At 72.8% G+C, this 26,045-nt stretch carries 27 protein-coding genes; 11 read left to right on the top strand and 16 right to left on the bottom strand.

Going from position 1 to position 26,045, the window contains the following annotated elements; translation table 11 throughout:
• The first annotated feature begins 2 nt into the window (after positions 1-2).
• Entirely contained in the window at positions 3-134 is a 132-nt protein-coding gene (locus ABD979_RS07585) for a hypothetical protein (RefSeq protein WP_345506853.1), read from the top strand.
• 37 nt (positions 135-171) lie between these two features.
• Here ABD979_RS07585 and ABD979_RS07580 read toward each other — a convergent pair whose 3' ends face one another.
• Complete coding sequence (locus ABD979_RS07580; RefSeq protein WP_345506852.1) at positions 172-810, bottom strand: YdeI/OmpD-associated family protein; 639 nt, start codon at positions 808-810, stop codon at positions 172-174.
• Between the two features lie 45 nt (positions 811-855).
• Between ABD979_RS07580 and ABD979_RS07575 the strand changes: the two genes are divergently transcribed.
• Positions 856-1,557 (top strand): hypothetical protein, encoded by a 702-nt coding sequence (locus ABD979_RS07575; protein WP_345506851.1) that lies wholly within the window; start codon positions 856-858, stop codon positions 1,555-1,557.
• A gap of 24 nt (positions 1,558-1,581) precedes the next feature.
• Here ABD979_RS07575 and dusB read toward each other — a convergent pair whose 3' ends face one another.
• Complete coding sequence (gene dusB / locus ABD979_RS07570) at positions 1,582-2,790, bottom strand: tRNA dihydrouridine synthase DusB (RefSeq protein ID WP_345506918.1); 1,209 nt, start codon at positions 2,788-2,790, stop codon at positions 1,582-1,584.
• Between the two features lie 30 nt (positions 2,791-2,820).
• On the bottom strand, positions 2,821-3,579 hold the full coding sequence (locus ABD979_RS07565) for an alpha/beta fold hydrolase (protein WP_345506850.1): 759 nt from the start codon (positions 3,577-3,579) through the stop codon (positions 2,821-2,823).
• A gap of 25 nt (positions 3,580-3,604) precedes the next feature.
• Between ABD979_RS07565 and ABD979_RS07560 the strand changes: the two genes are divergently transcribed.
• The gene (locus ABD979_RS07560) at positions 3,605-4,435 is read left to right on the top strand and encodes a sulfurtransferase (RefSeq protein ID WP_345506849.1); all 831 of its coding nucleotides are present in this window, start codon (positions 3,605-3,607) and stop codon (positions 4,433-4,435) included.
• Positions 4,436-4,524: 89 nt separating this feature from the next.
• On the opposite strand, the gene ABD979_RS07555 is transcribed toward ABD979_RS07560, so the two are convergent.
• Together ABD979_RS07555 and ABD979_RS07550 are read right to left on the bottom strand one after the other, a co-directional pair.
• On the bottom strand, positions 4,525-4,944 hold the full coding sequence (locus ABD979_RS07555; RefSeq protein ID WP_345506848.1) for a HEAT repeat domain-containing protein: 420 nt from the start codon (positions 4,942-4,944) through the stop codon (positions 4,525-4,527).
• 102 nt (positions 4,945-5,046) lie between these two features.
• Positions 5,047-6,441, bottom strand: a complete 1,395-nt coding sequence (locus ABD979_RS07550) for a glycine--tRNA ligase (RefSeq protein ID WP_345506847.1) — start codon at positions 6,439-6,441, stop codon at positions 5,047-5,049.
• Between the two features lie 78 nt (positions 6,442-6,519).
• Here ABD979_RS07550 and ABD979_RS07545 point away from each other — a divergent pair, with 78 nt between their 5' ends.
• The 6 genes from ABD979_RS07545 to ABD979_RS07520 all read left to right on the top strand — a co-directional run bounded on the left by ABD979_RS07545 (position 6,520) and on the right by ABD979_RS07520 (position 11,337).
• Positions 6,520-6,807, top strand: coding sequence for a DUF6703 family protein (locus tag ABD979_RS07545; protein WP_345506846.1), 288 nt, complete (start codon positions 6,520-6,522; stop codon positions 6,805-6,807).
• 46 nt (positions 6,808-6,853) lie between these two features.
• On the top strand, positions 6,854-7,849 hold the full coding sequence (locus tag ABD979_RS07540; protein ID WP_345506845.1) for a metal ABC transporter substrate-binding protein: 996 nt from the start codon (positions 6,854-6,856) through the stop codon (positions 7,847-7,849).
• Positions 7,846-8,685, top strand: coding sequence for a metal ABC transporter ATP-binding protein (locus ABD979_RS07535; protein WP_345506844.1), 840 nt, complete (start codon positions 7,846-7,848; stop codon positions 8,683-8,685). The genes ABD979_RS07540 and ABD979_RS07535 overlap by 4 nt, the downstream gene beginning before the upstream one ends.
• Positions 8,682-9,752 carry an iron chelate uptake ABC transporter family permease subunit gene (locus ABD979_RS07530; protein ID WP_345506843.1) on the top strand — a complete coding sequence of 357 codons (1,071 nt, stop codon included), beginning with the start codon at positions 8,682-8,684 and terminating at the stop codon, positions 9,750-9,752. The genes ABD979_RS07535 and ABD979_RS07530 overlap by 4 nt, the downstream gene beginning before the upstream one ends.
• Positions 9,749-10,180: a Fur family transcriptional regulator gene (locus tag ABD979_RS07525; protein ID WP_345506842.1), complete on the top strand. Its 432-nt coding sequence runs from the start codon at positions 9,749-9,751 to the stop codon at positions 10,178-10,180. The genes ABD979_RS07530 and ABD979_RS07525 overlap by 4 nt, the downstream gene beginning before the upstream one ends.
• Before the next feature lie 188 nt (positions 10,181-10,368).
• The gene (locus ABD979_RS07520; protein WP_345506841.1) at positions 10,369-11,337 is read left to right on the top strand and encodes a hypothetical protein; all 969 of its coding nucleotides are present in this window, start codon (positions 10,369-10,371) and stop codon (positions 11,335-11,337) included.
• Between the two features lie 48 nt (positions 11,338-11,385).
• Here ABD979_RS07520 and ABD979_RS07515 read toward each other — a convergent pair whose 3' ends face one another.
• A complete protein-coding gene (locus tag ABD979_RS07515; protein WP_345506840.1) occupies positions 11,386-12,165 on the bottom strand; it encodes an isoprenyl transferase in 780 nt (259 codons plus the stop codon).
• A 37-nt stretch (positions 12,166-12,202) separates the two neighbouring features.
• Complete coding sequence (gene recO / locus ABD979_RS07510) at positions 12,203-12,931, bottom strand: DNA repair protein RecO (protein WP_345506839.1); 729 nt, start codon at positions 12,929-12,931, stop codon at positions 12,203-12,205.
• A gap of 124 nt (positions 12,932-13,055) precedes the next feature.
• Between recO and ABD979_RS07505 the strand changes: the two genes are divergently transcribed.
• Together ABD979_RS07505 and ABD979_RS07500 are read left to right on the top strand one after the other, a co-directional pair.
• Positions 13,056-13,706: an alpha-ketoglutarate-dependent dioxygenase AlkB gene (locus ABD979_RS07505; RefSeq protein ID WP_345506838.1), complete on the top strand. Its 651-nt coding sequence runs from the start codon at positions 13,056-13,058 to the stop codon at positions 13,704-13,706.
• A gap of 13 nt (positions 13,707-13,719) precedes the next feature.
• Positions 13,720-14,535 carry a maleylpyruvate isomerase family mycothiol-dependent enzyme gene (locus ABD979_RS07500; protein ID WP_345506837.1) on the top strand — a complete coding sequence of 272 codons (816 nt, stop codon included), beginning with the start codon at positions 13,720-13,722 and terminating at the stop codon, positions 14,533-14,535.
• Here the strand turns inward: ABD979_RS07500 and ABD979_RS07495 are convergent.
• From ABD979_RS07495 to ABD979_RS07455, 9 genes are all read right to left on the bottom strand, one after another.
• Entirely contained in the window at positions 14,516-16,060 is a 1,545-nt protein-coding gene (locus ABD979_RS07495; protein ID WP_345506836.1) for a glycosyltransferase family protein, read from the bottom strand. The genes ABD979_RS07500 and ABD979_RS07495 overlap by 20 nt on opposite strands.
• Positions 16,061-16,139: 79 nt before the next feature.
• Complete coding sequence (leuA, locus tag ABD979_RS07490) at positions 16,140-17,873, bottom strand: 2-isopropylmalate synthase (RefSeq protein WP_345506835.1); 1,734 nt, start codon at positions 17,871-17,873, stop codon at positions 16,140-16,142.
• Positions 17,874-18,070: 197 nt separating this feature from the next.
• A complete protein-coding gene (locus tag ABD979_RS07485) occupies positions 18,071-19,327 on the bottom strand; it encodes a DUF5956 family protein (protein ID WP_345506834.1) in 1,257 nt (418 codons plus the stop codon).
• Between the two features lie 152 nt (positions 19,328-19,479).
• Positions 19,480-19,626 (bottom strand): hypothetical protein, encoded by a 147-nt coding sequence (locus ABD979_RS07480; RefSeq protein WP_345506833.1) that lies wholly within the window; start codon positions 19,624-19,626, stop codon positions 19,480-19,482.
• Positions 19,627-19,668: 42 nt separating this feature from the next.
• The gene (locus ABD979_RS07475) at positions 19,669-20,970 is read right to left on the bottom strand and encodes a hypothetical protein (RefSeq protein WP_345506832.1); all 1,302 of its coding nucleotides are present in this window, start codon (positions 20,968-20,970) and stop codon (positions 19,669-19,671) included.
• A 28-nt stretch (positions 20,971-20,998) separates the two neighbouring features.
• Positions 20,999-23,218: a multicopper oxidase family protein gene (locus tag ABD979_RS07470; RefSeq protein ID WP_345506831.1), complete on the bottom strand. Its 2,220-nt coding sequence runs from the start codon at positions 23,216-23,218 to the stop codon at positions 20,999-21,001.
• A 110-nt stretch (positions 23,219-23,328) separates the two neighbouring features.
• Positions 23,329-23,694 (bottom strand): VOC family protein, encoded by a 366-nt coding sequence (locus ABD979_RS07465; RefSeq protein ID WP_345506830.1) that lies wholly within the window; start codon positions 23,692-23,694, stop codon positions 23,329-23,331.
• Positions 23,695-23,744: 50 nt separating this feature from the next.
• Complete coding sequence (gene era / locus ABD979_RS07460; protein WP_345506829.1) at positions 23,745-24,713, bottom strand: GTPase Era; 969 nt, start codon at positions 24,711-24,713, stop codon at positions 23,745-23,747.
• Positions 24,694-26,043 carry a hemolysin family protein gene (locus ABD979_RS07455; protein ID WP_345506828.1) on the bottom strand — a complete coding sequence of 450 codons (1,350 nt, stop codon included), beginning with the start codon at positions 26,041-26,043 and terminating at the stop codon, positions 24,694-24,696. Before ABD979_RS07455 ends, era begins: the two co-directional genes overlap by 20 nt.
• Positions 26,044-26,045 lie beyond the last annotated feature (2 nt).

The raw sequence follows: 26,045 nt of genomic DNA, 5'->3' as shown, positions 1-26,045 counted from the left end.
CCATGGGCGACAAGTCACCGAAGTCCCACATGTCCACGAAGGCCAGGTCGCTCAAGGAGAAGCGTGCCGACAAGCACGCGAAGTCCGCCGCCAAGGACCACGCGGAGATCATCCCGCCCAAGGCCAAGCGCTGACCGGTCGCTGAGCGACCTCGGCTCGACCGACCTCGGCTCAACCGAGCTCGGCCTGCAGGCGTCTGACCCAGGCCGGCTCGGTGCCGTAGCGCTGCGTCCTGATGAGGCGCAGGTGCGCGCAGTCGTCGACGAGCTCGGCCATCCGCCGGTCGCGCGTCGCCTCCTGCTTGGCCGTGACGACCCAGTTCGTCGCCAGCTTGCGGTACGACGGGGTTGCGGCGTCCCAGAACGCCGACGCCCGGGGGTCGGCCCGCAGCTGCGCCTCGTAGGCCTCGGGCCAGCTGCGCTCACGGTTCTCGTAGGCGTAGACGCCCGAACGGTCCTCGCGCCGCCTCTCGAACGCCGCGAGGCCGGCCGGTCGCATGCGTCCGGCCGCGGTGAGCTCGGCCACGGCGGTGATGTTGATCGTGCTCCAGTTGCTCCCGGGCCTGCGCGGCGTCCAGCGCTGGCGCACCGTGTCGTCGTCGATGCGCTGTGCCATCGAGTCGATCCACCCGAAGCACAGCGCCTCGCGCACCGCCTCGGCCCACTGCAGGCCGCGCGGCTCGACGTGCTTCTTGTTGAGGCCCATCCAGAGCTCGGTCGCGTGCTCGTGGTTCGCCTCGAGCCAGGCCCGGAAGTCGTCGGCGTCGTCGAAGAACGTCGCGGGGCGCTCCGCTGACCCACCGTCTCTCATGGCCCGATCCTGCCACCGGTCGCCGACACTGAGAGGATCGGCGTCGTGACCGACCGCATCGTGCTCGCCGCCCGCAACAACGCCCTCTGGTGCGATGCGGTGGCCCGCTCGCACGGGGTCTCCACGACGCTCGACACCGACGCATGGACGGCCGCCACGCGCACCCCGCCCTACTACCCCGATGCCGTGACGCTCTCGCCCACGGTCGGCGAGTACGACGTGCTGGCCCGCGTCGACGGCTCGGACGGCTGCTCGGTCAAGGACTCCTGGGCCCGGCTCGACCTCGGCCCGGAGGACTTCGCGCGTCTCGTCGTCGGGGAGTGGATCTGGCTCGACCCCGGGACGCCCTTCACCGACCCCGGCCCGGACTGGCGGCCCGTGACCTCCGCCACGGGCATGGCCGCGTGGGTGCGCGCCTGGGCCAGCGACCCCGACGCCGAGGCGATCCTGCGGCCCACCCTGCTCGACGAGCCCGGCGTCCACGTCCTCGCCCGGCACGCGGGGGCGGCCGACGACGCGCCCGTCGTGGCGGGCGCGATCGTCCACGTCACCGGCGAGGTGGCCGGCCTCGGCAACGTCTTCACGCTCGACGGCGACGCGACCCGTGCCTGGGCGCAGGCGGCCGCCGCCGCCCGCACCGTCGCGGACGGCCTGCCCCTCGTGGGCTGGGAGGCCGGCGACAGCCTCGACGCCGCCCTCGCTGCCGGGGCGGAGCAGGTCGGTCCGCTCGCCGTCTGGCTGAGGTGATGCTCGGCCGGGGTCAGGTGGGGGTCAGCCGCCGCTGACCGAGAGCTCGGCCTCCGCGATGGTGCGCCGGTGCTCCTCGGAGAGCTCACGCGACTCGAGCCAGCGGTCGGGCAGCGCGACGGAGCGCGACGATCCGGCCCGTCCGCGCTGGCCCTCGGCCGCCTCACCGGGCCACGGCGCGTCGGGGTCGAGCGTCGCGAGGAGGTCGTCGAGCGCCGCCATCGAGTCGACGAGCGCGAGGCTGTTGCGGATCGTCGAGCCGGCCGGGAACCCCTTGAGGTACCACGCGATGTGCTTGCGGATGTCGCGGCAGGCGCGCTCCTCCTCGCCGTAGAAGTCGCAGAGGTAGGCCGTGTGCGTCCGCAGCGTCTCGGCGACCTCACCGAGCGTCGGCGTCACCCGCGCCGGGGTGCCGGCGAAGGCCGCGGCGAGGTCGGTGAAGAGCCACGGGCGACCGAGGCAGCCGCGGCCGACGACGACCCCGTCGCAGCCGGTCTCGCGCACCATGCGCAGGGCGTCCTCGGCCGACCAGATGTCGCCGTTGCCGAGGACCGGGATGCTCGTCACGGTCTCCTTGAGCATCCGGATGGCGCTCCAGTCGGCGGTGCCGGAGTAGGCCTGCGACGCGGTGCGGCCGTGCAGGGCCACGGCCGCGACCCCCTCGGCCTCTGCCGTGAGGCCGGCGTCGAGGAAGGTCAGGTGGTCGTCGTCGATGCCCTTGCGCATCTTGACGGTGACGGGGATGTCGCGCTTGGCGCCCTCCTCGACGACGGCGCCGACGATGGCCTTGAAGAGGTCCTTCTTCCACGGCAGCGCCGAGCCGCCGCCCTTGCGGGTCACCTTCGGCACGGGGCAGCCGAAGTTGAGGTCGATGTGGTCGGTGCGGTCCTCGGTGACGAGCATCCGCGCCGCGGCCCGCGCCGTCGCCGGGTCGACGCTGTAGAGCTGGATCGAGCGCGGGTTCTCGTCCGGGTCGTGCTCGATGAGGCGCATCGACTCGGGCGTGCGCTCGACGAGGGCGCGCGAGGTGATCATCTCGCTGACGTAGAGGCTCGTCGCGCCGCTCGCGCCGCCGATCGCGCGGCCCTCGTTGCCGTACTCGCGGCACAGGCGGCGGAAGGCGCGGTTCGTGATGCCGGCCATCGGGGCGAGCACGACCGGAGACTCGATGACGTGGCGCCCGATCCGGAGCGGGGGCAGCACGGCGCCCGGGGTCTCGGTCACGGGGGTCATCACGTCGGTCACCCGCCCGATTCTCCCCGATCAGCCGCCGCGTGCCGAATCGGCGACCCCGTCGGCGAGCTCGGCGACGTCGTGCGCGAACCGGAGCAGCGCCTCGGCGAACGCCACCGGCTGGTCGAGTCCCGCCAGGTGGCCCGCCCGGGAGAGCACCACCTCGCGGGCCTGCGGGCACGCGCGGCGGAAGGCGCGTACCCCGAGCCGCATCTGGTCGAAGCGCCCGTTGAGGAGCAGGACGGGGCAGCCGACCCCGTCGAGCATGGCCGGCCGGCACCGGGCCATGACCTCACGCCACGCCGCCCCGGTCGGCGCGAAGTAGTAGCCGCCCGCGATGACCGGCTCGATGCGCTCGGCCGGGTAGAGCCGGCGCAGCACCCGGTCGTTGACGCGGGTCATCCGCGTCGGGCCGAGCCGGTCGGTGAGGGCGGCCACGCCGCGGTAGACGGCAGCGCCCGGCCCGGTCGGCGTGGCGCTCGAGTCGGCGAGCACGAGCCCGTCGAGCGCGTCGGGGTGGGCCGCGGCATACGTCATCGCGGCGTAGCCGCCGAGCGAGTGGCCCACGAGCACGACCGCCCGGCGGGGCACGGCCCGCGCGGCCGCGCGCACGGCCTCGTCGATGACCTCGACGCAGCGGTCCAGCGTGAAGGCCTCCGCGGCGCGCGTGCCGTGCCCGGGCAGGTCGACGAGCGTCAGGTCGACGTGGCCTCGCAGCAGCGGCAGCTGGGGCGCCCACTGGCTGCTCGCCAGCCGCGACCCGTGCACGAGGACCAGGTGAGCACGCACGTGCCGAGGATGCCACGATGGCGGCATGACCCACCTCCTTCGCGCCGACCAGCTCGCCTCAGAGATCGAGGACGTCGTGGTGCTCGACGTGCGGTGGGCGCTGTCGACGGCGAACACCCCCGCCGGTCGCGCCGACTACGACGCCGGCCACGTGCCGGGAGCCTTCTTCGTCGACCTCGACACCGAGCTCGCGGGGCCCGCCGGCGACGGCGGCCGCCACCCGCTGCCGGCGCCCGAGGTCGTGCAGGCGCTGGTCCGCCGGGCCGGCATCACCGAGCACAGCCGGGTCGTCGTCCTCGACGCCCGGGAGTCGTATGCCGCCGCGCGGGCCTGGTGGGTGCTGCGCTGGGCCGGCGTGCCCGACGTGCGCGTGCTCGACGGCGGCTACGCCGCGTGGGTCGCGGCGGGCCTGCCGGTCTCGACCGAGGCACCGGCCGACCGGCACGGCGACATGGTGGTGCGCCCCGGGGCCCTGCCGACCCTCGACGCCGAGGCTGCGGCCGCGCTCGCCCGCGAGGGTCTGCTCCTCGACGTGCGCGCGCCGGAGCGCTACGCCGGCGAGACCGAGCCGATCGACCCGGTGGCCGGGCACGTGCCGGGCGCGGTCAACAGCCCGACCGCGGCGTGGCTGACGGCCGACGGCACCTTCCGGGGCGACCTCGCCGAGCACTGGGCAGCGGTGCGCGCCGGGCACGAGGGTCCGGTCGGCGTCTACTGCGGCTCGGGCGTCACCGCCGCGCACCACCTGCTCGCGCTCGCCGAGCTCGGCGTCGACGCCACGCTCTACCCCGGCTCGTGGAGCGAGTGGATCCGCGACCCCGCCCGCCCCGTCGCGACGGGTCACTCCCCCGGCTGAGGGCCGAGTCCTCCCGCCCCTCCCGCACCCCCGCCCGCGCAGTGACCTGCCCCGCTGTGCGGAGCAGCTTCCGATCGCGCGCGGTGGCCTCAGATCTCCCGGTCGAGGCGGCGCGCCAGGACGCCGAGGGCCCTGACCGCGGCGCTGCGGACCGCGACGTCCGGGTCGTGGACGGCCTCGTGCAGGGCGGCCGCGTGCTCGCCCTCCCCGACCACGCCGAGGGCCCGCGCGGCAGCGGCCCGCACCCTCGGGACGTCGTCGGTCGTCACGAGCCCGGCGCAGGTCCGCGCGGCCCACACCCGCGACCAGTGGCGCGTGTCGTCGTCCAGGCGCTCCGGCGACCCCCATCCCGCCGCCGCCCTGCCCCCGACCCAGCCGACGTCGGGCAGGCCCGGGTCACCCCAGACGGCGCGGCCGGCCAGCAGGTCGGCGCACCACCCGGTCAGGACCTCGTCGCCCAGCGCGTCAGCAGCCGCCCGGGCGCGTTCCCCGGGGGTCGCCCGCAGCACGGCCCTCGCCCGCTCGTGACCCGGCCACGCACGCAGTATGCCGCCCGCCCGAGGTGGGCGGACGGCATACGTCGGCGTGGTGCGTGGGTGATCGGCGGCTGGTCAGCAGCCGATCAGGCGCGCGGCGAGGTAGCCCTCGACCTGGTCGAGCGCGATGCGCTCCTGCGCCATGGTGTCGCGCTCGCGGATCGTCACGGCCTGGTCCTCGAGCGTGTCGAAGTCGACGGTGATGCAGAACGGCGTGCCGATCTCGTCCTGGCGGCGGTAGCGCTTGCCGATGGCGCCGGCGTCGTCGAAGTCGATGTTCCAGTGGCGACGCAGCGTCGCGGCGAGGTCACGGGCCTTGGGCGAGAGGTCGGCGTTGCGCGAGAGCGGCAGCACCGCGGCCTTGACCGGCGCGAGGCGCGGGTCGAGGCGCAGCAGCACGCGCTTGTCGACGCCGCCCTTGGTGTTGGGCGCCTCGTCCTCGGTGTAGGCGTCCACGAGGAAGGTCATGAGCGAGCGCGACAGCCCCGCCGCCGGCTCGATGACGTAGGGCGTGTACTTCTCGCCCGTCGTCTGGTCGAAGTAGACCAGGTCGGTGCCGGAGTGCTTGCTGTGCGTCGACAGGTCGAAGTCGGTGCGGTTCGCGATGCCCTCGAGCTCGCCCCACTCCGAGCCGGCGAAGCGGAAGCGGTACTCGATGTCGACCGTGCGCTTCGAGTAGTGCGACAGCTTCTCGGGCGCGTGCTCGTAGTGCCGCAGGTTCTCGGGGTCGATGCCGAGGTCGACGTACCAGCGGGTGCGCTCCTCGAGCCAGTACTGCAGCCACTCCTCGTCCTCGCCGGGCTTGACGAAGAACTCCATCTCCATCTGCTCGAACTCGCGGGTGCGGAAGATGAAGTTGCCGGGCGTGATCTCGTTGCGGAAGCTCTTGCCGGTCTGGGCGATGCCGAACGGCGGCTTCTTGCGCGAGGCCTGCATGACGTTGTTGAAGTTGACGAAGATGCCCTGGGCCGTCTCCGGGCGCAGGTAGTGCAGCCCCGCCTCGTCCTCGATGACGCCGAGGTAGGTCTTGAGCATCATCTGGAAGTCGCGCGGCTCGGTCCAGCGGCCCTTGGTGCCGCAGTCGGGGCAGACCACGTCGGTCATCAGGATCGTGTCGGGGTCCTCGATGCCCTTCTTCTCCGCGAGCGCCTCCTGCAGGTGGTCCTGGCGGCGGCGCTTGTGGCAGTTGAGGCACTCGACGAGCGGGTCGGTGAAGGTGCCGACGTGGCCGGAGGCGACCCACGTCTCACGCGGCAGGATGATCGAGGAGTCGAGGCCGACGACGTCGTCGCGGCTCGTCACCATGGACTTCCACCACTGGCGGCGGATGTTCTCCTTGAGCTCGACGCCGAGGGGGCCGTAGTCCCAGGCAGACCGCGTGCCTCCGTAGATCTCACCGCTCGGGAAGACGAAGCCCCTGCGCTTGCAGAGGCTGACGACGGTGTCCACGATGGAAGTCTGCTTGGCCATGCCGCACAGGTTATCGGGCCGACGGCGGTGCTTCGCCACGCGTCCGACGTGGGCGGCCCGGTCACCTAGGCTCGGTGCGTGGCCCTCAGCTTCCGTTCCCGTCTCGAGCACGCCTCCGTCCCGTGGGTGGAGCGGCTCAACGCCGTCCCCCGACCCGTCGCGCTCGTCGTGCTCGTGGCCCTGCTCGCCGCCGGCATCGTCGCCCCGCGCCCGTGGGGCGGCATCGCCTTCCTCGTCGTGTCGGCCTTCGTCGGATGGCTCCTCTTCCTCACCTGGCAGCGGCTGACCCTGCCCGAGCGGCTCATGCGGGTGGCCGTGCTCGTGCTCGCCGTGGCCGTCGCGATCGTGCGGATCGTCCCGGCCTGAGATCCCGGTTTTGACAATCATTCTCATAATGAGAATGATTGTCATCATGACCCTCTCCTCCCGCCGCTCGACCCCTCGCCCGGCCGCCCGCTCGCGTCGAGCCCTCGCCTCCCTCTCCGTCGCCGCGGCCGTCGTCGCCGGGGCCGCCGCCTGCGGGAGCGACGCCCCCGGGTCGGGTTCCGGGGGCTCTGCCGAGGGCGCCGTCGTCACCTCGTTCTACCCCGTCGAGTTCGCGACGCAGCAGATCGCCGGCGGCACGGTCCCGGTCACCGTGCTGACCAAGCCCGGCGCAGAGCCGCACGACCTCGAGCTGGCCCCCCAGGACGTCGGGTCGATGACGCAGGCCCGCCTCGTCATCTACTCCGACGGCTTCCAGCCGGCCGTCGACGACGCCATCGGCCAGGTCGACCCGTCGCGCGTGCTCGACGTGGCCGACGCCGCCCAGCTGACGCTCACGGCCGCCGAGGAGGAGGGCCACGACCACGCCGACGAGTCGCACGGCGACCACGCCGCCCACTCCGGCGACGACCCCCACTTCTGGCTCGACCCCAAGCGCTACGCCGCCGTGGCCCAGGCCATCGCCGCGCGTCTCGGCGCGGACGACCCGACGCACGCCGCCACCTACACGGCGAGCGCCAAGGCGTTCGTCGCCAAGCTCGACGCCCTCGACGCGGAGTTCGCGAAGGGCCTCGCGTCGTGCGACTCGAAGGTCGTCGTCACGAGCCACGCCGCGTTCGGCTACCTCTCCCAGCGCTACGGCCTCGAGCAGCACGGCATCAGCGGCCTCTCCCCCGAGGCCGAGCCGAGCGCCGCCGGCCTGCAGGAGATCTCGAACCTCGTCCGCAGCGAGAAGGTCTCGACGATCTTCCAGGAGACGCTCGTCGAGCCGAAGTTCGCCCAGACGGTCGCGACGTCGACGGGCGCCACGCTCGCGACGCTCGACCCCGTCGAGGGCATCACGACCGAGTCGGCCGGCACGGACTACTTTGAGGTCATGCGCAGCAACCTCGCCGCCCTCCAGAAGGGCCTGGGCTGCAAGTGACGGCCGCCGCCGCCCCGCACCGCGACCCGGCCACCCCGGCGGTCATCGAGCTGCGCCGTGCCTCCTTCGGCTACGGCGAGCGGCCCGTGCTCGTCGACGCCGACCTCGTCGTGCACCCGGGCGAGATCGTCGCCGTGGTGGGTCCCAACGGCTCCGGCAAGTCGACGCTCATGAAGGGCCTGCTCGGTCTCAACGAGCGCATCGCGGGCGAGGTGACCCTCTTCGGGGTGCCGGGTCACGAGCTGCACGACCGCGCCCGCATCGGCTACGTGCCGCAACGGCACACCTTGTCGGCCTCGGTGCGGGCGACGGCGGAGGAGATCGTCTCGACGGGGCGCCTCCCCCGGCTCGGCTGGCTCGGCCGTCTGCGTGCGACGGACCGCCAGGTCGTCGCCCGCTCGCTCGAGGTCGTCGGGCTCGCCGACCGCGCGGCGACCGAGGTCAGCACCCTCTCCGGCGGGCAGCAGCGTCGCGTCCTCATCGCGCGCGCGCTCGCCGGCCAGCCCGAGGTGCTCGTCATGGACGAGCCGACGGCAGGGGTGGACGCAGCGAGCCAGCACGTGCTCGCCGACGTGCTCGAGCGCCTCGTCGACCGCGGCGTCACCATGCTCATCGTCACGCACGAGCTCGGCGCCCTCGAGCGCCTGCTCACCCGCATCGTCGTCGTCGACGGCGGGCGCATCCGCTTCGACGGCACGCCGAGCGCGTATGCCGCCGCGCGCGACCGCGTGCACCACGACCACGACAGCCACCACCACGACGACGAGCTGCACGGCGACGGCGGCGGGGTGCCGCACGGGCCGCTCGACGCCATGCGCGACAGGAGGACCCGGTGATCGAGATGCTGTCCATCGACTTCATGCAGCGCGCGCTCGTCGCGGCGCTGCTCGTCGGCACCGTCGCCCCGATGGTCGGGATCTTCCTCGTCCAGCGCCGCCTCTCCCTCATCGGCGACGGGATGGGCCACGTCGCGCTGGCCGGCGTCGCCATCGGCCTCGTGACCGGGTCGGCCCCGGTGCTGACGGCGCTCGTGGCGGCGGTGCTCGCCGCCGTCGTCATCGAGCTGCTGCGCACGCGCGGCCGCACGAACGGCGACGTCGCGCTGGCCGTCATCTTCTACGGCGGCATCGCGGCCGGCGTCGTCATCATCAGCAAGTCCGCCGACGGCACCCCCGCCAACCTCATGAAGTACCTCTTCGGGTCGATCCTCACGACCCAGCGGAGCGACCTCTACCTCTTCGCCGCGCTGGCCCTCGTCATCGCCGTCACGACGTGGGCGCTGCGCCCCCGGCTCTTCGCCGTGGCCAACGACGAGGAGTACGCGCGCGCCGTCGGCATCCCCGTGCTACCGCTCAACATCGTGCTCGCCGTGCTCACGGCGACGACGGTCGTCGTGGCGATGCGCGTCGTCGGGCTGCTGCTCATCAGCGCCCTCATGATCGTGCCGAACGCGGCGAGCCAGCTCGTCGCCCGCTCCTTCGGCGGCGGGCTGCGCTGGGCCATCGGCTTCGGGCTCGTCTCGTCGGTCGGCGGGGTGGCCCTCTCCTATCCGCTCAACACCCCGTCGGGTGGCACGATCGTGCTGCTCGCCGTCGGGCTCTTCGTCGTCACGGCGGCGGTGACCGGCATCATGACGCGCGTCGGGTCCCGGCGGCACGCGGAGGCCGAGACGCACGCGCACGAGCACGGCGTCGAGTGCGGCCACCCGACCGTGACCCACGGCGACCATCTCGACTACCTGCACGACGGCCACCTGCACGCCGCCCACGAGGGGCACTACGACGAGCACGGCGACCACGACGAGGGCCACCACGACCCCCACGGCCACCAGGGCACGCACGGGCACCCCGCCCCGGCGGGCGCGCCCGGCTCCGCCACCCCGACGACGGGAGACCGACGATGACCACCGGCAGCAGCACGCGCGACACGACGGCGAGCACCGCCCGACGGCCGACCCGGCAGCAGGCGGCCGTGGCCGAGCTGCTCGAGCGCTCCGACGACTTCACCTCGGCCCAGACGGTGCACGCCCGGCTGCGCGAGTCCGGCGCCGGGGTCGGGCTCGCGACTGTCTACCGCACGCTCCAGTCGATGGTCGAGGCCGGCACGGTCGACGTGCTGCGCACCGACGACGGCGAGGCCGTCTACCGGGCCTGCTCGACGCACCACCACCACCACCTCGTGTGCCGCTCGTGCGGCCGCACCGTCGAGGTCGAGGGGCCCGCCGTCGAGAAGTGGGCCGACAAGGTCGCGAGCGACCACGGGTTCTCGGGCGTCACGCACACCCTCGAGATCTTCGGCACCTGCGCCGACTGCACCGCCGCCGCCCGCTGACGCCACCCCCGTCGCCCGTCGCCACCCGCGCGGAACCGGGCCACCGCCAGACGGGTGGCGTCGTGCCGGCGGCGCGTCTCGGACCCGACGGGGCCGCTCCGTCCACACCCCCTTTCGTCCGCGCCCGGGTCATCCACAGCCGCTTGGGTCCGCTCCCGGGCGCCGGTCGCACGGCCCACGCTGTCACCATGAGCGCTCCCCGTCGCGTGCAGCCCGACGTCGACCTGCCGTATGCCGCCCGCGACGTCCTCAGCGCGGCCGAGCTGGCTCGGCACGGGATCGACTCGCACCAGGTGCGGCGTCTCGTCCGTTGCGGCCGGCTGCACCGCCTGTGCACGGGCTGGTACGCCACGCGCTGCCCCGAGGACGCCGTCGACCGCCACGTGCTCCTGGCCCGAGCGGTGCTGCGCCAGCTCGACGGACGGGCAGCCCTCAGCCACCACAGCCTCGTCGTGCTCGCCGGCCTCCCCGTGTGGCGTGCCGACCTGTCGGCGGTCCACGTGACCCGGGTCGCCGACCAGGTGACGCGCCGCAGGCCGCACGTCGTCAGCCACTCGGCCGTGCCCGGGCTCGTCCCGACCACGCCGGCACCGCAACCGGGCCCGCCGGCCGTGGGACCGCTCGTGCCCCTGGCCGTCGCAGTCGTCCAGACGGGCCTCGTGGCCGGATCCATGGATGCGGCCATCTGCGCGGACGCCGCCCTTCGATGCGGCCTCGTGACGGCCGGGTCGCTGCGCGAGGCCGCCGCCCTGTTGTCGGGGCATCGCGGCATCCGGGCCACGGTCGCGGCCCTGGAGCGATGCGACGGCCGGCACGAGTCCCCCGGCGAGACGCGCCTGGCCCACCTTCTTGCCGACCTCGGGCTGTCCGTGACGCCGCAGCTCGAGGTCGCGACCCGACTGGGCACGCGCCGCGCCGACTTCCGCATCGACGGCACCCGGGTGCTCATCGAGTTCGACGGCAAGGTGAAGTACACCGACCCGCGGCACGGTGGCGACGTGCTGTGGCAGGAGAAGCGGCGCCAGGACGCGCTCGAGGACGAGGGCTGGACGGTGGTCCGGGTGACGTGGTCCGACCTCGACCGACCGGAGGTCGTCTGGAACCGCATCCGCGCCGCGATCAGCCGCAGCCGGCCGTCCGATCCGGCGGCACGCTGAGGGTCCCGAGCCACCCGGAGACCAGCGGCGTCGACCCGACGGGGTGGCTCAGGGAGCGGTCGTCGGGGTGTCGACGGCGCCGCCGTAGCGACGGTCGCGGTCGACGTAGGCCTCGATGGCGGCCCAGAGGTCGCGACGGTCGTAGTCGGGCCACAGCCGGTTCTGGAACACCATCTCGGCGTAGGCCGACTGCCAGAGCAGGAAGTTGCTCGTGCGCTGCTCGCCGGAGCTGCGCACGAAGAGGTCGACGTCGGGCATCGTCGGCTCGTCGAGGTACTTCTTGATCGTCTTCTCGTCGACCGATCCCGGCCGCAAGCGACCGTCCTTGACGTCGTGGGCGATCCGCTGGACGGCGTCGGCGATCTCGGCGCGGCCGCCGTAGTTGACGCAGAAGTAGAGGGTCAGCCCGGTGTTCTGCGCCGTCAGCTCCTGCGCGATCTCGAGCTCCTTGATGACGGACCTCCAGAGGCGGGGCGCGCGGCCGACCCAGCGCATGCGCACGCCCCACTCGTTCAGCTGGTCGCGGCGGCGGCGGATGACGTCGCGGTTGAAGCCCATGAGGAAGCGCACCTCCTCGGGCGAGCGACGCCAGTTCTCCGTCGAGAAGGCATACGCCGACAGGTGCGTGACGCCGACCTCGACGGCTCCGGCAACGACGTCGAGCAGCGACGCCTCGCCCGCCTCGTGCCCCTTCGTGCGCGGGAGCCCGCGCGCGTTGGCCCATCGACCGTTGCCGTCCATGACGATGGCGACGTGCTTCGGCAGCAGGTCCGCGGGGATCGCGGGCGGCATCGCCCCGGACGGGTGCGGGAACGGCTTGGCGTACATGGGTCTCCGGTCGGTCGGGAGCGGGTTCGCTTCGGGCTCAGGCTCGTTCGACGAGGCGCAGCGACCGCAGACCCCGCTCGATGTGCCACTGGAGGAAGGCCGACACGAGCCCGTTGCCCTGGCTGCGGTGCCGCTCGTCGCTCGCGTCGGCGACGTCCCAGTCGCCGGTGAGCAGCGATGCGAGCAGCTCGAACGTCTCCGGGGCCGGGGCGCTCGAGCCGGGCGGGCGGCAGGCGGAGCAGACGGCCCCACCGGCCTGCACGTGGAAGGCGCGGTGCGGGCCCGGCGCGCCGCACTTGGCGCAGTCGACGAAGCTCGGGGCCCAGCCCGCGATGGCGAGCGAGCGCAGCAGGTAGGCGTCGAGCACGAGGCCCGCGTCGTGGTTGTGCTCGGCGAGCGACCGGAGGGCGCCGGCGAGCAGGAGGAACTGCTGGGTCTGCGGCTCGTGCTCCTCGGTCAGCTGCAGCGCGGTCTCGAGCATCGAGGTGGCGCACGTGTAGGCCGTGTAGTCGCGGGCGATGGCGTCGCCGTAGGGGGCCAGCGTCTCGACCTGGGTCACGGTGTCGAGGTTGCGCCCCTCGTAGCACTGCACGTCGATGACCATGCCGGGCTCGAGCCGCGAGCCGAAGCGCGACTTCGTGCGCCGCACCCCCTTGGCGACGGCCCGCACGCGCCCCCGGGTGCGCGTCAGCATCGTGATGATCCGGTCGGCCTCGCCCAGCTTGTGGGTGCGCAGGACGATCGCCTCGTCACGGTAGAGGGGCATGGGCCCATTCTCTCCCCCTCCGGGGTGTGGGACGCACCGCACGCGCCGGGCTCCCCGAGGTCGGCCCGGAACTCGGCCCCCGAGGTTCGAACACGCGTTCGACCACGTGGTCTATCGTGGGGTCATGGACCTCTCACTCCAGGGTTCGCTGCTCGACCTGGGCGAGGCGATGACCCTGCGCGCCCTCGGTACCGGCACCGTGCGGCACCCGCTCGCCCACGGCGCCTGGGTCGACGTCCGGCCCGGCTGGCTCGCGGCCGGCGACGAGCTCTTCACGGCGCTGCTGCGCGACGTGCCGTGGCACGCCGAGCGCCGCCAGATGTACGACTCCGTCGTCGACGTGCCCCGCCTCACGAAGTTCTACGCGGGCGACGAGCGTCTCCCCCACCCGATGCTCGTCGAGGCGCGCGACGCGCTGAGCCGCCACTACGCGCCGGAGCTCGGTGAGCCGTTCGTCACCGCGGGCCTCTGCCTCTACCGCGACGGGCGCGACAGCGTCGCGTGGCACGGCGACCGCATCGGCCGGTCGCGCGACAGCGACACGATGATCGCCATCCTGTCGCTGGGCTCCGCGCGCACCCTGGCGCTCCGGCCCCGCGACGGCGGCCCCATCCCCGGGTCGAGGGCAAAGAGCTTGCGCTACGCCCTCGGGCATGGTGACCTCGTCGTGATGGGTGGCTCGTGCCAGCGGACGTGGGACCATGCGGTCCCCAAGACGTCGGAGCCGATGGGACCGCGCATCTCCGTGCAGTTCCGTGTCGCAGGCGTCCGCTGACAGGAGATCCCGTATGCCGTCCAGCCGCTCAGGTGGCCCCCTTCCCTACCTCGACCACCTCGCGGCCGACTCGGCCCGCTTCCGCGCGGTGCTCGCGACCGCGCCGGCCGACGCCCGGGTGCCCTCGTGCCCCGACTGGAGCGCGGACGACCTGCTCTGGCACCTCGCCGAGGTGCAGTGGTTCTGGGGCGAGATCGCCGAACGGGGACTCACCGACCCCGCGGCGGTCGAGGCGATGAACGACGCCCGCGACGAGCGGCCCACCGACCGGTCGGGGCTGCTCGCCTTCTTCGACCGCTCGAGCGAGCGGCTCCATCGGCAGCTGACCGACCTCGCGCCGACGACGCCGCTCTGGATGTGGGCCGACGACAAGACGGCCGGCTACATCGCCCGGCGCCAGGCCCACGAGGCCCTCGTCCACCGCCTCGACGCCGAGCTCACGGTCGGCGACCGCACGCCGCTCGACCCCAGGCTCGCGGCTGACGGCGTCGACGAGGCGCTCCGGATCATGCGCGGTCACGAGCCCGACGAGGACCTATCCCACGCTCCGGTCGCCGGGCCAGTGACGATCGCCACCGTCGACGCGATGCACACGTGGACCGTCACCCCCGTGCGGATCACCGGCAGCTGGAACGGGCGCGAGATCGACCTGCAGCGCTTCCTCGTCGCCGACGGGCCCGACCCGAGCTCGGTCGCCGAGATCAGCGGCACCGCGGCCGACCTCGACTGCTGGCTGTGGAACCGGCCGCCCGAGGGGTCGATCGCCCGGGACGGCGATCCGACGGCGCAGGCGGCGGTCGACGCCGTGCTCAGCGACTCGATCGACTGAGGGGCCGACCGCGTCGCCGAGCCGGCCGCGGCACGTGCGCGTGCACGAGCCCGGCCAGCGCGACGACGAGCGGGACGAAGGCGAACAGGTAGCGCGACCGCCCCTGCAGCACCACGGTGAAGGCGGCGATCCCGAGCACCGAGACCGCGACGAGCAGGGTCTCGCGGCGGTACGGCACGCGCAGCAGGCCGACACCGGCGACGAGCAGCACGGCGAGCCAGAGCGCCTGGGTGAGGTCGGCCCGCAGCGGGTAGGCGTCGCCCTCGAACCCGTTGAGCGCGTGGACGATCGCGGTCGGACCGGTGGCCGGGGCGAGCGTGCCGGGCAGGGAGTCCGGGCCCTCGCCCCAGGCCCAGAACATCCCGTCGCCCCAGTTCCACGCCGTCTTCGAGGCGTAGAACGCGATGCTCCCGCCGAGGCCGCGCTCGTCCCAGCGGTCCGCGAGGAACTGCGCCGCGTAGGCCCTCATCTGCTCCTGCGAGGCCCCGTCGACGGCGTCGACCATCGGCCGCGAGTACGCGCCGTAGTTGACGACGCCCCCGGCGCCACGCTGCTCGTCCGCGCCGAGCGCCACCCACCACAGCAGCGGCGGCGACACCTCGGTGTGCAGGCGGCTCGCGTCGACACCGGCCGCCGAGGTCGCCGCCGCGGACAGCCCGACCCCGAGCCCGACGAAGGCGAGGGCCGAGGCCGCGCAGGCGGCGAGCACCCGGGCCCGGCGCTCCGGCGCCAGCCCGTGGTCGAAGAGGGCGACCACCGTCGTCAGCACCGCGGCGACGGCGATGACCACGGGCGTGGTCTTGACGGCATACGCGATCGCGACGGCGACGACGGCGAGCACCCACAGCACGATGCGGCCACGCCGCGCACCCGGCGTCAACGCCCTGGCGGCGAGCGCGACCCCTCCGACGACGAAGGGCATCGCGTAGAAGTCGGTGTAGGGCACCGCGAGCCAGGGGCTCGTGCCGACGAGCACGAGCGTCACGAGCTGCGCGCCGACCGCCGGCCCCCGGCCCGCCACGCGCGCGACGAGGCCGTGCACGGCATACAGGGTCACGGTCACGCAGATTCCGTTGAGCGGGATGAGGACTGCGTCGGGCGCCAGCGAGAACGCTTGTGCCACGGCGACACCCGCGCGATCGATCGCGAGGAGGGGAAGGTTGTTCGGGTAGAGCGACAGGTAGTCGTAGTCAGCAGCCCGCAGGGGCTCGCCCGCCTGAAGCAGGCGCGCCATGTCGAGCATGACGCGCGCGTCCCAGCCGTAGTGGTAGCGCGTCATGAGGCCGATGACCGTGGCCACGGCGCCGCCGCCGACGGCCACGGCGAGCGCCGCCCCGCGCCCCTTGGCCCAGCCCGGCACCCGGACGAGCGCCGCCACCACGACGAGCGCCACCGTCGCGGGCACGACCACCTGCCAGCGGTGCGCGACGTTGACCGGGCGCGGCGCGACGAGCGCGACGAGGGCCACGGCCACCAGTGAGACCCCGGCCAGTCGCAGCAGCGCTCGACCGACGCGGGAGTCCATGGCGCCTGACGCTACCCCAACGCACGAAGGGCCCCGCGCCCCGCCCGTGACGGCGTGACCGACCGGGCGGGGCCGCCGCTCAGGCGTCGCGCTCGGCCCGGTTGACGGCCGACACGATGGCCTTGATCGAGGCCGTGACGATCGACGGGTCGACCCCGACGCCCCACAGCACCCGGTCACCGACCGCGCACTCGACGTAGGCCGCGGCGCGGGCGTCGCCACCCGCGGACAGGGCGTGCTCCGCGTAGTCGAGCACGCGCACGTCGGGCGTCCCCTCGACGGTCGAGAGCGCGTCGACGAAGGCGGCGATCGGGCCGTTGCCCGTGCCGGTGACCGTCAGCGACTCGCCGCGGTCGGTGACCGTCGCCTCGATGGTGCTCGCGCCGTCGACGGTCGAGTCGGTGACGACGTTGACGAGCTCGAAGCGGCCCCAGGCGCGCGACGGGTCGGGGAGGTACTCGTCCTGGAAGCGCGACCACAGCTCGGCGGGAGCGACCTCACCGCCGTCCTGGTCGACGCCGCGCTGGACGACGCCGGAGAACTCGATCTGCAGGCGGCGCGGCAGGTCCATCTGGTGCTCGGTCTTCATGATGTAGGCGACCCCGCCCTTGCCCGACTGGCTGTTGACGCGCACGACGGCCTCGTAGGAACGGCCGAGGTCGTGCGGGTCGATGGGCAGGTAGGGCACGCCCCAGACGAGGTCGTCGATGCTCGTGCCCTTCTCCTTGGCCTCGGCGGCCATCGCCTCGAAGCCCTTCTTGATGGCGTCCTGGTGCGAGCCGGAGAAGGCTGTGAAGACGAGGTCGCCGCCGTAGGGGTGGCGCTCCCCCACGGGCAGCTGGTTGCAGTGCTCGACGGTGCGGCGCACCTCGTCGATGTCGCTGAAGTCGATCTGCGGGTCGATGCCCTGGCTGAAGAGGTTCATGCCGAGCGTCACGAGGCAGACGTTGCCGGTGCGCTCGCCGTTGCCGAAGAGGCAGCCCTCGATGCGGTCGGCGCCGGCGAGGTAGCCGAGCTCGGCCGCGGCCACACCGGTGCCACGGTCGTTGTGCGGGTGCAGGCTGACGACGATCGACTCGCGGCGTTCCAGGTGGCGGATCATCCACTCGATCGAGTCGGCGTAGACGTTGGGCGTCGCCATCTCGACGGTGGCGGGCAGGTTGACGATGATCTTGTGGTCGGGGCTCGGGTCGATGACGTCGACGACGGCGTTGCAGATCCGCATGGCGAAGTCGAGCTCGGTGCCGGTGTAGGACTCGGGCGAGTACTCGTAGTAGATCGTCGTGTCGGGGATCGTCTCCTCGAGCTTCTTGCACAGCCGCGCGGCCTGGACGGCGATGTCGATGATGCCGTCCTGGTCGAGGCCGAAGACGACCTTGCGCTGCAGCGCCGACGTCGAGTTGTAGAAGTGGACGATGGCCTGCTTGCTGCCGCGGATCGCGTCGTAGGTCCGCTCGATGAGGTGGTCGCGGCACTGCGTGAGCACCTGGATCGTCACGTCGTCGGGGATGTGGCCGCCCTCGATGAGCTCGCGGCAGAAGTCGTAGTCGGTCTGGCTCGCCGACGGGAAGCCGACCTCGATCTCCTTGTAGCCCATCTTCACCAGCAGCTGGAACATCCGCAGCTTGCGCTCGGAGTTCATCGGGTCGATGAGCGCCTGGTTGCCGTCGCGCAGGTCGACGGCGCACCAGCGCGGCGCGGTCTCGATGCGCTTCGTCGGCCAGGTGCGGTCCGGGAGCTCGAACGGGATCTGCTCGTGGAACGGGACGTACTTCTGGAACGGCATTCCCGACGTCTGCTGGGGGTGGATCATCGCTGCACTCTCTTCGTCTGCGTCTCGCTCGGTGTCCGGCCGGACACGAGGAACTCCGCGACGAGGAGGGCCGGGGTCAGGCCTCGTCGCGGCAGAGAAGGAGGAGGCTCACCGCTCGCACCCTTTCACCGTATGCCGGTCGCCACGTCGCGTCCACCCCTCGGGACCGCTGCCCGAATCGTGAGACACGGGTCTCGTCACCCGACCGGCCCGTCGTCGGGCAGGTCGTCGCGCGGGTGATCAGGCAGGTGATCGGGTATGCCGTCCCACCCCGTCGCGGCCGCACTCCCCCGCGTGCCCGGCGGATCGACGACGCCGTAGTTGACGTCGTCGCGACCCGTCCCCATCGCCCCCCAACCGACGGCGACGCCGCTCGGGAGGGGCGGGGAGGCGTCACGCCCCGAGGCCAGCTGCGCATCCGCGCCCTCAGGGCCGATCCCGACGGAACGCCAGACCCTCGCCTCGGCAGGCACCACGTCGAGATCGGTCCAGGCCCGCGCCTCGGCGGCGGAGAAACCTGTTGCTACCCAACGGGTACGAGCCTCCACAGTGACCCCCACAGCGTCGAATGCCCGCGCCTCGACAGGAGTCAGCTGCGGGTCGGCCAGGAGGAGGTCTCGTGCCACGCGGGCCTCGAACCCGGCGGAGCGCCACTTCTCGGCGTCGGCGAGGTCGACACCAAGCCAGGTCTCCAGCTCGTCCACGCCGAACCCCGCCTGGATCCACGTCCGCGCCTCGGACGGAGCGATGTCGCTGAGCGGCCAGGGCCGGCAGTCGCCGTCGGGAGCGGGCACACCGAGCTCCCGCCATTGCGCCACCCGTTCCACCGCGGCGGCGGTATCCACTTCGGACGAGGCGACGGCACCCACCCACGCGGCGGCCTGCGCGTCGGTGAGGGCCTCATCGACCGGCCCGGCCGCCCTGAGCCGCTCCAGGTGCACGGGGTGCAAACCCCGACACACGAGTTCGGCGACGTCCTCGCCCGACCTGCCTGCCGCCGACCACGCCTCCGCAGCAGCCCGCATCTCGGGCGGCACCACTTGCCAGACCTCGTCCGCCGTCATGGCGAGGATCTCTCGCGCGACGGCGAGGACGGCGGCAGGGCCGGAGTCGTCGTGTTCGAGCCGCAGCCAGATCATCCGGACGACGACGTTCACGCCGAGCCCCGACCACGGTGAGCGCAGCAGCCACACGCGGCCGCGCGGCGGTGCAGGGAGTCCGCACTCGGCGGCGGTCTCGCACATCTCCTCGTACGGGTCGCCCCGGCCGTAGGCGGGGACGACCTCCCGTCGACCGTCCAGCCACACCCGGACGACCACCTTCGGGCGGCGGTCCTCCACCCAACCACGCAGCTCCGCAGGCCATGCCGCGAGAACGGCGAGCTGGTAGCCCGAGCCGTCGAACGGCACCCAGCCGGCCTGCACGAGGGCGGCGACCTCGGGCAGCTCGTCCATCCGGGGCATGGTGCGAGACTCGTCCCTCGCCCGCAGCTCGCGTGCCTCACCGCTGGCGACGAGACGGGCGAGGTCGGCGAGTCGTGGCGGCAGGGCGGCCACCGTGTCAGGCGGCACGAGGGGGGCCTCGTCGACGCCCCATGGGTCGCCGGTCAAGGGGCGTCCGTGGGTTCCGATGGGCCCGCGGTGCCTGCCTTCTCGGAGTCCCCGCGGACGTCGGCGATGTTCTCCTCCGGTCGCGGCGGCACCGTCTGGTCCTCCTCGAGGACCTCGAGCTCGTGGTCGGGGTGATTCGTCATCCGCACTCCTGTGACTCGTGGCCGCAACGCCTGCCCGACACGCTACCCGCCCTCGTCGTGACCGTGGTCCGGGACGGTGACCGTCGTCGCCGGCCCGGTGACGTCCCCGAGCAGGTCGGGTAGCGCGCCCGCGCAGCCGACGACCGTGACCGCGAGGACGGCCGTGACGGCGAGCGCCCGCACGTGGGCCGGGCTCCGCCGATCGGTCGGGCCGATCGGGTCGGCGGCCGAGGTCGAGAGCAGGAGCATGCGGGCTGCCAGGCAGACCGTCACGAGCTCGAGGGCGACGGCGGCCAGATCGGCCTGGCCGACGGCCTCCACCTCCCCCGCGCCGGGGCCGAACGGCAGCCCCACCGTCCGCGAGACGAGCCACACGAGCAGCGGTCCGACACCGAGCAGGACCGCGGCGATGAGGAGCCGGTGGCTCCGCACGTCCCCGGCTGCAACTGCGCCACGGCGCGGTTGCGGCCGCGTTCCGGCCTGCTCACCGGCTGCAACTGCGCCACGGCGCGGTTGCAGCCGGGTTCCGGCCTGCTCACCGGCTGCAACTGCGCCACGGCGCGGTTCGGGCGGGGTCGTTCGTCGGCCGCGGAGGACGGCGACGGCGGCCCCTCCCTCGCCGGCCGCGAGCACGACGAAGAAGGCGCCCGCGAGTGGCCACTCGTCGAGGTGCTCGGGCACCACGGCGAGGTGGATCGCGGCGCTGCCCGCGAGCGCCGCGGCGAGCCCGGCCGTCCGCGCGTCCCAGCGTGCCAGGTCCGCCTGGCGCGACCGGCGGGTCACGGGCAGGCGTCCACCGAGGGCGGCCATCACCCACGCGACGACGGCGAGGTTGGACACGACGACGAGACCGGTCCCCCAGGCGACGCCACGCACGGCCGTCGAGACCCCGTCGGCCTCGATGCGCTCGAGGCAGGGCGCACCGCAGCCCGGCGTCATGTGGCTCATGAGGTCGACGTGGCCCTGCTGGAGCCGCAGGTCGACGGCCGCGCCGAGCGCGAGCACGAGCGCGCCGACGACGGCTCCGGCGAGCGCGACGAGCGCGCCGGTCCACAGCTGGCGCCGGCCCCGGGGAACCGGGCCGAACCACCGCACCGCGAGCGCGAGGGCGGCGACGACCGCCACGACGTGGAGAGGAAGCGTGACGACGGTCTGGTGCGCCCACGTCTCGAAGGGGGCCGGGGTGCGCTCGATGGCTCCGACGGCGCTGCGCATCGACGCGGCCCAGAACCCGTCGACGGCGGCGAAGAGGGCGGCGAGGGGCACGACGAGCGCCCAGGGGACCCCGAGACGGCGGTCCGTGGAGGGGGCTCGGTCGCGGGTGACGGGCGAGACGACGGTCACGGGAAGACCTTTCGGCGGTGCGAGCCGGCTACGGGGTGATCTCCCAGCCGAACATCATGGCGTGGTCCTCGTGGAGGAGGTTGTGGCAGTGGGCGACGTACGGCCCGGTGAAGTCGCGGAAACCGCGGAAGATGACCACCGACTCCCCCGGGTCGAGCGCGACGAGGTCCTCGCGGCCGATGTCATCGGGGTGCCCCGGGGTGCCGCGGGTCGCGTCCTTGCCGTTGCGCAGCATGGTGCGGTGCTCCTCCATGTGCAGGTGGAACGGGTGCACCCAGCCGCCACCGCCGTTGCGGATCTCCCAGAGGTTGAAGCTGCCCTTGCGCTGCGACGCGGCCGGCGTGCGCCCGGCCTTGTTCTTGAGGCTCGTGGCCACGCTCATCGGCTCGAAGGGCTTGCCGTTGATGAGCCACTCGACCTCACCGCCGGCGGTCCCCCGCTGCACCTCGAAGATCGACCGGTTGTCGAGCATCGTCTGCCAGTTGGACGGGACCGGTGGGAGGGGTCGCATCGCCGTGGGGATCTGGCTGTCGTCCTGGGCGTCGTCACCGATGACGAACTTCAGCACGGGCACGGCGTACGCGGGGTCCGGGACCGAGCGCGAGGAGTTGGTCCACATCCGCCCGTCGGGCATCTTCATGACGTTCGTCAGGTAGACGACGTCGCCCTTCGTCGTCGGAGTGCCGTCCTGGTAGCGCGTGAAGTCGATGACGACCTCGCGCCGCTTGGCCGGCCACAGCTCGAAGGAGTCTCGGGTGACGGGGAACGGCAGCAGGCCACCGTCGGCCGCGATCTGGGTGAAGCGCATGCACTGCTGCGCGTCCGGGATGCGGTACTGGCCGTCGAGCTCGCTCCGGGTGTAGCCGAGGGAGACCGCGGACCTCGGCCCGTTCGTCGACGACATGAGCTTGAACTCGTAGATGCGCGACACCGAGGCGTCGAGGAAGCGGAAGCGGTACTTGCGGCGCTTCACCTCCATGACGGGGTATGCCGTGCCGTTGACGGTGAAGATGTCGCCGACGAGGCCGTGGTTGGGGAAGTGCTTGTAGAACGACTTGCCCCACCACTCCGGGTGGGTGGAGGGGTTCTTCGCGTCGGGGAACTCGCCCATCTTGTCGTGGAAGTCGAGGTGCGTCGTGACCCCGTCGTCGAGGCGCACGTCGAAGAAGGCGAGCGGGACGTCGTAGTCGACGTCGAACGAGCCGTCGGAGTGGTCGGTGCGCACCCCGGGAAGGCGCAGGCCCTCCGTCTCCTGCCCCGCGTCGTAGCGACCGGGGATGCCGGCGTACTCCTTGGGGTCGTAGATCGGGTAGAGCCCGACCATGCCCTTGTAGACGTTGGCGCCGGTGTGGTCCATCCGGTGGTCGTGGAACCAGAAGAAGCTCTGCTTCTCGCGGTCGTCGTTGCCCGCGGGCCAGTTGAGGTAGAGGTTGTCGCACCACGAGCCGACCGCGTAGCCCTCGAACTTCGGGCCGTAGAGCTTCGAGTAGTGCGGGTTGCCGTCGCTCTCCGGAGCGGTGTGCGCGTTGTGCAGGTGGGTGAGGAACGAGTGGTCCGGGGCGCCGAAGTCCTGCCGGTCCAGGCCGTAGGGGTTCTCGCCGAGGTTGTTGACGAAGCGCACGAGAGCCGGCCGGCCGTACTCGGCGTTGATCATCGGTCCCGGGAAGGTGCCGTTGAAGCCGTGGATGGTGCTCGGGGGCAGGCTCCTCGGCGTGCCGGCCGGGTAGCGGCGGCGGGTCTCGTCGAACGACACCGTCGGCTTGCCGTCCGGCGTGATCGCGAGCACCTTCGAGCTCGTGTAGGAGTGCGGCCGCACCTGCAGCTCGATCCGGTAGACGATCGGGTCGGGGCAGCCGATGTCACGCGTCCACACCTGGTGCCGCTCGTTGCCCAGGGAGTTCTGCTGGCCGTCACCCGGCCCCGGCGGCTGGGCCCACGACGCGACGTCCGGGATCGCCTCCGGCTTGAGCGCCCTCGGGACCGGCAGCTCGTCGGTGAAGGGCTCGAGGATCAGTGGGCTCGTCGGGAACTTCTCGAGGTAGAAGATCGTGTCGCCGAGCACCGTCCCCGTGGCGCCGATCGCCCCGTCGAGCGAGAGCAGGCCTCGCTCCTGCAGGTAGGGCTGGCCGAACGCCTTGGCTCCGGCGAGCGCGACACCGAGCCCGCCGGCCGCGCCCAGTCGCAGCATGGTCCTCCGGGCGAGCCCGCCCGTCGCGTCCGTCGCGTCCGTCTCGTGGTCTTCGCGCATGGCTGGACTCCTTGTCCAGGTCGGTCGTCTCCCGTCGACCACCAGCGTGCCGGACCGGCCTTGTGAAATCCTTGGGCTCCCGATCCACCGGGGCCCGCCACCGGCGGGCGTCAGGCGCGCTGGCAGACCATGAGCGCGTTGCCGTCCGGGTCCTCGAACTGGACGAAGAAGACGCTGCCGATGTCCTCGACCTCGGAGGTGATCGTCACCCCGAGCGCGCGCAGGTGCTGCACCGTCGCGACCATGTCGTCGGTCCAGAGGAAGAAGCGCGGGGGCCCGCTCGCCACGACGTCCGGCCGGTTGGCGTCGAGGGCGAGGCGGGTCTCACCGTCGGTCGGGACGTCGAAGATCGTGCCCTCGTGGGAGGCGGCGCCGGGCTCGAAGTCGAGCAGGTCGGCATACCAGCGGATCGCCGCCGGCATGTCGCTGACGGGGACGAAGACCTGGCCGACGCGGCGCTGGATGGGACTGCTCATCGCGGCAGGCTAGACGATGGCCAGCCGACCGCGAAATCGCTTGGTACGCCTCAGAAGCCGAGGCGCTGCAGCTGCTTGGGGTCGCGCTGCCAGTCCTTGGCGACCTTGACGTGCAGGTCGAGGAAGACCTTCTGGCCGAGCAGCGCCTCGATGCCCTTGCGGGCGTTCGTGCCGACCTCGCGCAGCCGAGAGCCGCCGCGACCGATGACGATGGCCTTCTGGCTCGGCCGCTCGACGAAGACGTTGACCCGCACGTCGAGCAGGGGGCTGTCCTCGGGTCGGTCCTCGCGGGGCACCATCTCCTCGACGACGACGGCCAGGGAGTGCGGCAGCTCGTCGCGCACGCCCTCGAGGGCCGCCTCGCGCACGAGCTCGGCGATCATCACCATCTCGGGCTCGTCGGTGAGCACGCCGTCGGGGTAGAGCTGCGGCGAGCGCGGCAGGAAGGAGGCGAGCACGTCGCGCACCTCCTCGACCTGGCTGCCCGAGACGGCCGAGCACGGGATGATCGCGTCCCACTCGCCCAGCTGGTCGATGGCCATGAGGTGCTCGGCGAGCCGCTCGCGGTCGACGGCGTCGGCCTTCGTCGCGATGGCGACGACGGGACGGCGCCGCACGGAGCGCAGCTCCTTGAGCTCGGCCGCGATGAACGTGTCGCCCGGGCCGATGCGCTGGTCGGCGGGCAGGCAGAAGCCGATCACGTCGACCTCGAGCAGCGTCTCGCGGACGAGGTCGTTGAGCCGTTGCCCCAGCAGGGTCCGCGGCTTGTGCAGCCCCGGGGTGTCGACGAGGATCACCTGCGCCGTCGGCGTCGTCGCGACGCCGCGGATCGTGTGGCGGGTCGTCTGCGGCTTCGAGCTCGTGATGGCGACCTTCTGCCCCACGAGCGCGTTCGTCAGCGTCGACTTGCCCGCGTTGGGTCGCCCCACGAGACAGGCGAACCCGGCCCGGTAGTCGTCGGGTCGCCCGGCGCCGGGAAGGCGCCCGCCCTCGGTCGGCTCAGTGTCCTGCGTGCCCATGGGCGTCCTCCGTCGTGGTGTGCCGCGTCGCGGGGGCCTCGGCCTCCCCGGCGTGGTGCGGGTCGTGCTCGTCGGGCACCGGGGCGCGGTGCACGATGACCGACGCGACGCGGTGGCGTCGCCCGGCCATGCGCTCGGCCGTCAGCTCCAGTCCCGCGACCGTACCGGACGAGCCGACGATCGGGACCCGCCCGATGACCTTCGTCAGCAGGCCGCCGACCGTGTCGACGTCCTCCTCCTCGATCGTCACGTCGAAGAGCTCGGCGAGGTCGTCGATGTCCATCGATGCCGGAACGCGCAGCGTGCCGTCCTCGAGCTGCTCGACGCCGGGCGCCTCACGGTCGTGCTCGTCGGCGATCTCGCCGACGATCTCCTCGATGATGTCCTCGATCGTGACGAGGCCTGCGGTGCCGCCGTACTCGTCGACGACGATGGCGAAGTGGTTCTGGTCGCGCTGCATCTCGCGGAGGAGGTCGTCGACGGGCTTGCTCTCGGGCACGAAGTGCATGGGCCGCATCACCTCGGTCGCGAGGTGCCGCCCGTCCTCGGGCGCCGCGGTGAGGCGCCGCGCGACGTCCTTGAAGTAGAGCAGGCCGCGCACGTCGTCGCTGTCCTCGCCGACGACGGGGATGCGCGAGAAGCCGGAGCGCAGGAAGAGCGACATCGCGCTGCGCAGGGTCTTGTCGGCGTCGAGCACGACCATGTCGGTGCGCGGCACCATGACCGCCCGCGCCAGGGTGTCGCCGAGCTCGAAGACGGAGTGGATCATCTCTCGCTCGTCGGCCTCGATGACGTCGGAGTCACCGGCCCGGTCGACGAGGTCGCGCAGCTCCGACTCGGTCTGGAACGGCCCGTCGGTGTAGCCCTTGCCCGGCGTGACGGCGTTGCCGAGCACGACGAGCAGCTTCGCGACCGGGCCGAGCACACGGCGCAGGCCGACGGCGAAGGGCGCGCTCCAGAGCGCGACGGTGTCGTAGTGCTGGCGCCCGAGCGTGCGCGGCGAGACGCCGACGACGACGAACGAGACGATCGCCATGATCGCGATGCTGAGCAGGGCGCGGCCCCACGTCGAGGTGACCTGCCCCGCGACCGCGAGGGTGACGAGCACCGCCGTCGTCGCCTCGGCGACGACGCGCAGGAACGCGATGACCGACAGGTAGGCCGGGGAGTCGCCCACGACGGTGAGGAGCGACGTCGCGCCGGATCGCCCCTCGTCGAAGAGCTCCTGCGCGCGCACGCGCGACATGCGGAAGATGGCGGCCTCGGCCGCGGAGAGCAGGAACGCCACGACGATGCTGACGAGGGCCGGGAGGACGAGCTGCGGGAGCATCG

The sequence above is a fragment of the Terrabacter aeriphilus genome, from assembly GCF_039542985.1.
In the GTDB taxonomy this organism is placed as follows: domain Bacteria; phylum Actinomycetota; class Actinomycetes; order Actinomycetales; family Dermatophilaceae; genus Terrabacter; species Terrabacter aeriphilus.
This window is presented reverse-complemented; position numbering and strand designations above follow the sequence as displayed.

Excerpts from the sequence above, each read along its gene's own strand:
- ABD979_RS07585 (WP_345506853.1), top strand. The coding sequence starts at position 3 with ATGGGCGACAAGTCACCGAAGTCCCACATGTCCACGAAGGCCAGGTCG.
- ABD979_RS07580 (WP_345506852.1), bottom strand. The coding sequence starts at position 810 with ATGAGAGACGGTGGGTCAGCGGAGCGCCCCGCGACGTTCTTCGACGAC.
- dusB (WP_345506918.1), bottom strand. The coding sequence starts at position 2,790 with ATGACCCCCGTGACCGAGACCCCGGGCGCCGTGCTGCCCCCGCTCCGG.
- ABD979_RS07560 (WP_345506849.1), top strand. The coding sequence starts at position 3,605 with ATGACCCACCTCCTTCGCGCCGACCAGCTCGCCTCAGAGATCGAGGAC.
- ABD979_RS07550 (WP_345506847.1), bottom strand. The coding sequence starts at position 6,441 with ATGGCCAAGCAGACTTCCATCGTGGACACCGTCGTCAGCCTCTGCAAG.
- ABD979_RS07540 (WP_345506845.1), top strand. The coding sequence starts at position 6,854 with ATGACCCTCTCCTCCCGCCGCTCGACCCCTCGCCCGGCCGCCCGCTCG.
- ABD979_RS07525 (WP_345506842.1), top strand. The coding sequence starts at position 9,749 with ATGACCACCGGCAGCAGCACGCGCGACACGACGGCGAGCACCGCCCGA.
- ABD979_RS07520 (WP_345506841.1), top strand. The coding sequence starts at position 10,369 with ATGAGCGCTCCCCGTCGCGTGCAGCCCGACGTCGACCTGCCGTATGCC.
- ABD979_RS07515 (WP_345506840.1), bottom strand. The coding sequence starts at position 12,165 with ATGTACGCCAAGCCGTTCCCGCACCCGTCCGGGGCGATGCCGCCCGCG.
- recO (WP_345506839.1), bottom strand. The coding sequence starts at position 12,931 with ATGCCCCTCTACCGTGACGAGGCGATCGTCCTGCGCACCCACAAGCTG.
- ABD979_RS07505 (WP_345506838.1), top strand. The coding sequence starts at position 13,056 with ATGGACCTCTCACTCCAGGGTTCGCTGCTCGACCTGGGCGAGGCGATG.
- ABD979_RS07500 (WP_345506837.1), top strand. The coding sequence starts at position 13,720 with ATGCCGTCCAGCCGCTCAGGTGGCCCCCTTCCCTACCTCGACCACCTC.
- ABD979_RS07495 (WP_345506836.1), bottom strand. The coding sequence starts at position 16,060 with ATGGACTCCCGCGTCGGTCGAGCGCTGCTGCGACTGGCCGGGGTCTCA.
- leuA (WP_345506835.1), bottom strand. The coding sequence starts at position 17,873 with ATGATCCACCCCCAGCAGACGTCGGGAATGCCGTTCCAGAAGTACGTC.
- ABD979_RS07485 (WP_345506834.1), bottom strand. The coding sequence starts at position 19,327 with ATGGACGAGCTGCCCGAGGTCGCCGCCCTCGTGCAGGCCGGCTGGGTG.
- ABD979_RS07480 (WP_345506833.1), bottom strand. The coding sequence starts at position 19,626 with ATGACGAATCACCCCGACCACGAGCTCGAGGTCCTCGAGGAGGACCAG.
- ABD979_RS07470 (WP_345506831.1), bottom strand. The coding sequence starts at position 23,218 with ATGCGCGAAGACCACGAGACGGACGCGACGGACGCGACGGGCGGGCTC.
- ABD979_RS07465 (WP_345506830.1), bottom strand. The coding sequence starts at position 23,694 with ATGAGCAGTCCCATCCAGCGCCGCGTCGGCCAGGTCTTCGTCCCCGTC.
- era (WP_345506829.1), bottom strand. The coding sequence starts at position 24,713 with ATGGGCACGCAGGACACTGAGCCGACCGAGGGCGGGCGCCTTCCCGGC.
- ABD979_RS07455 (WP_345506828.1), bottom strand. The coding sequence starts at position 26,043 with ATGCTCCCGCAGCTCGTCCTCCCGGCCCTCGTCAGCATCGTCGTGGCG.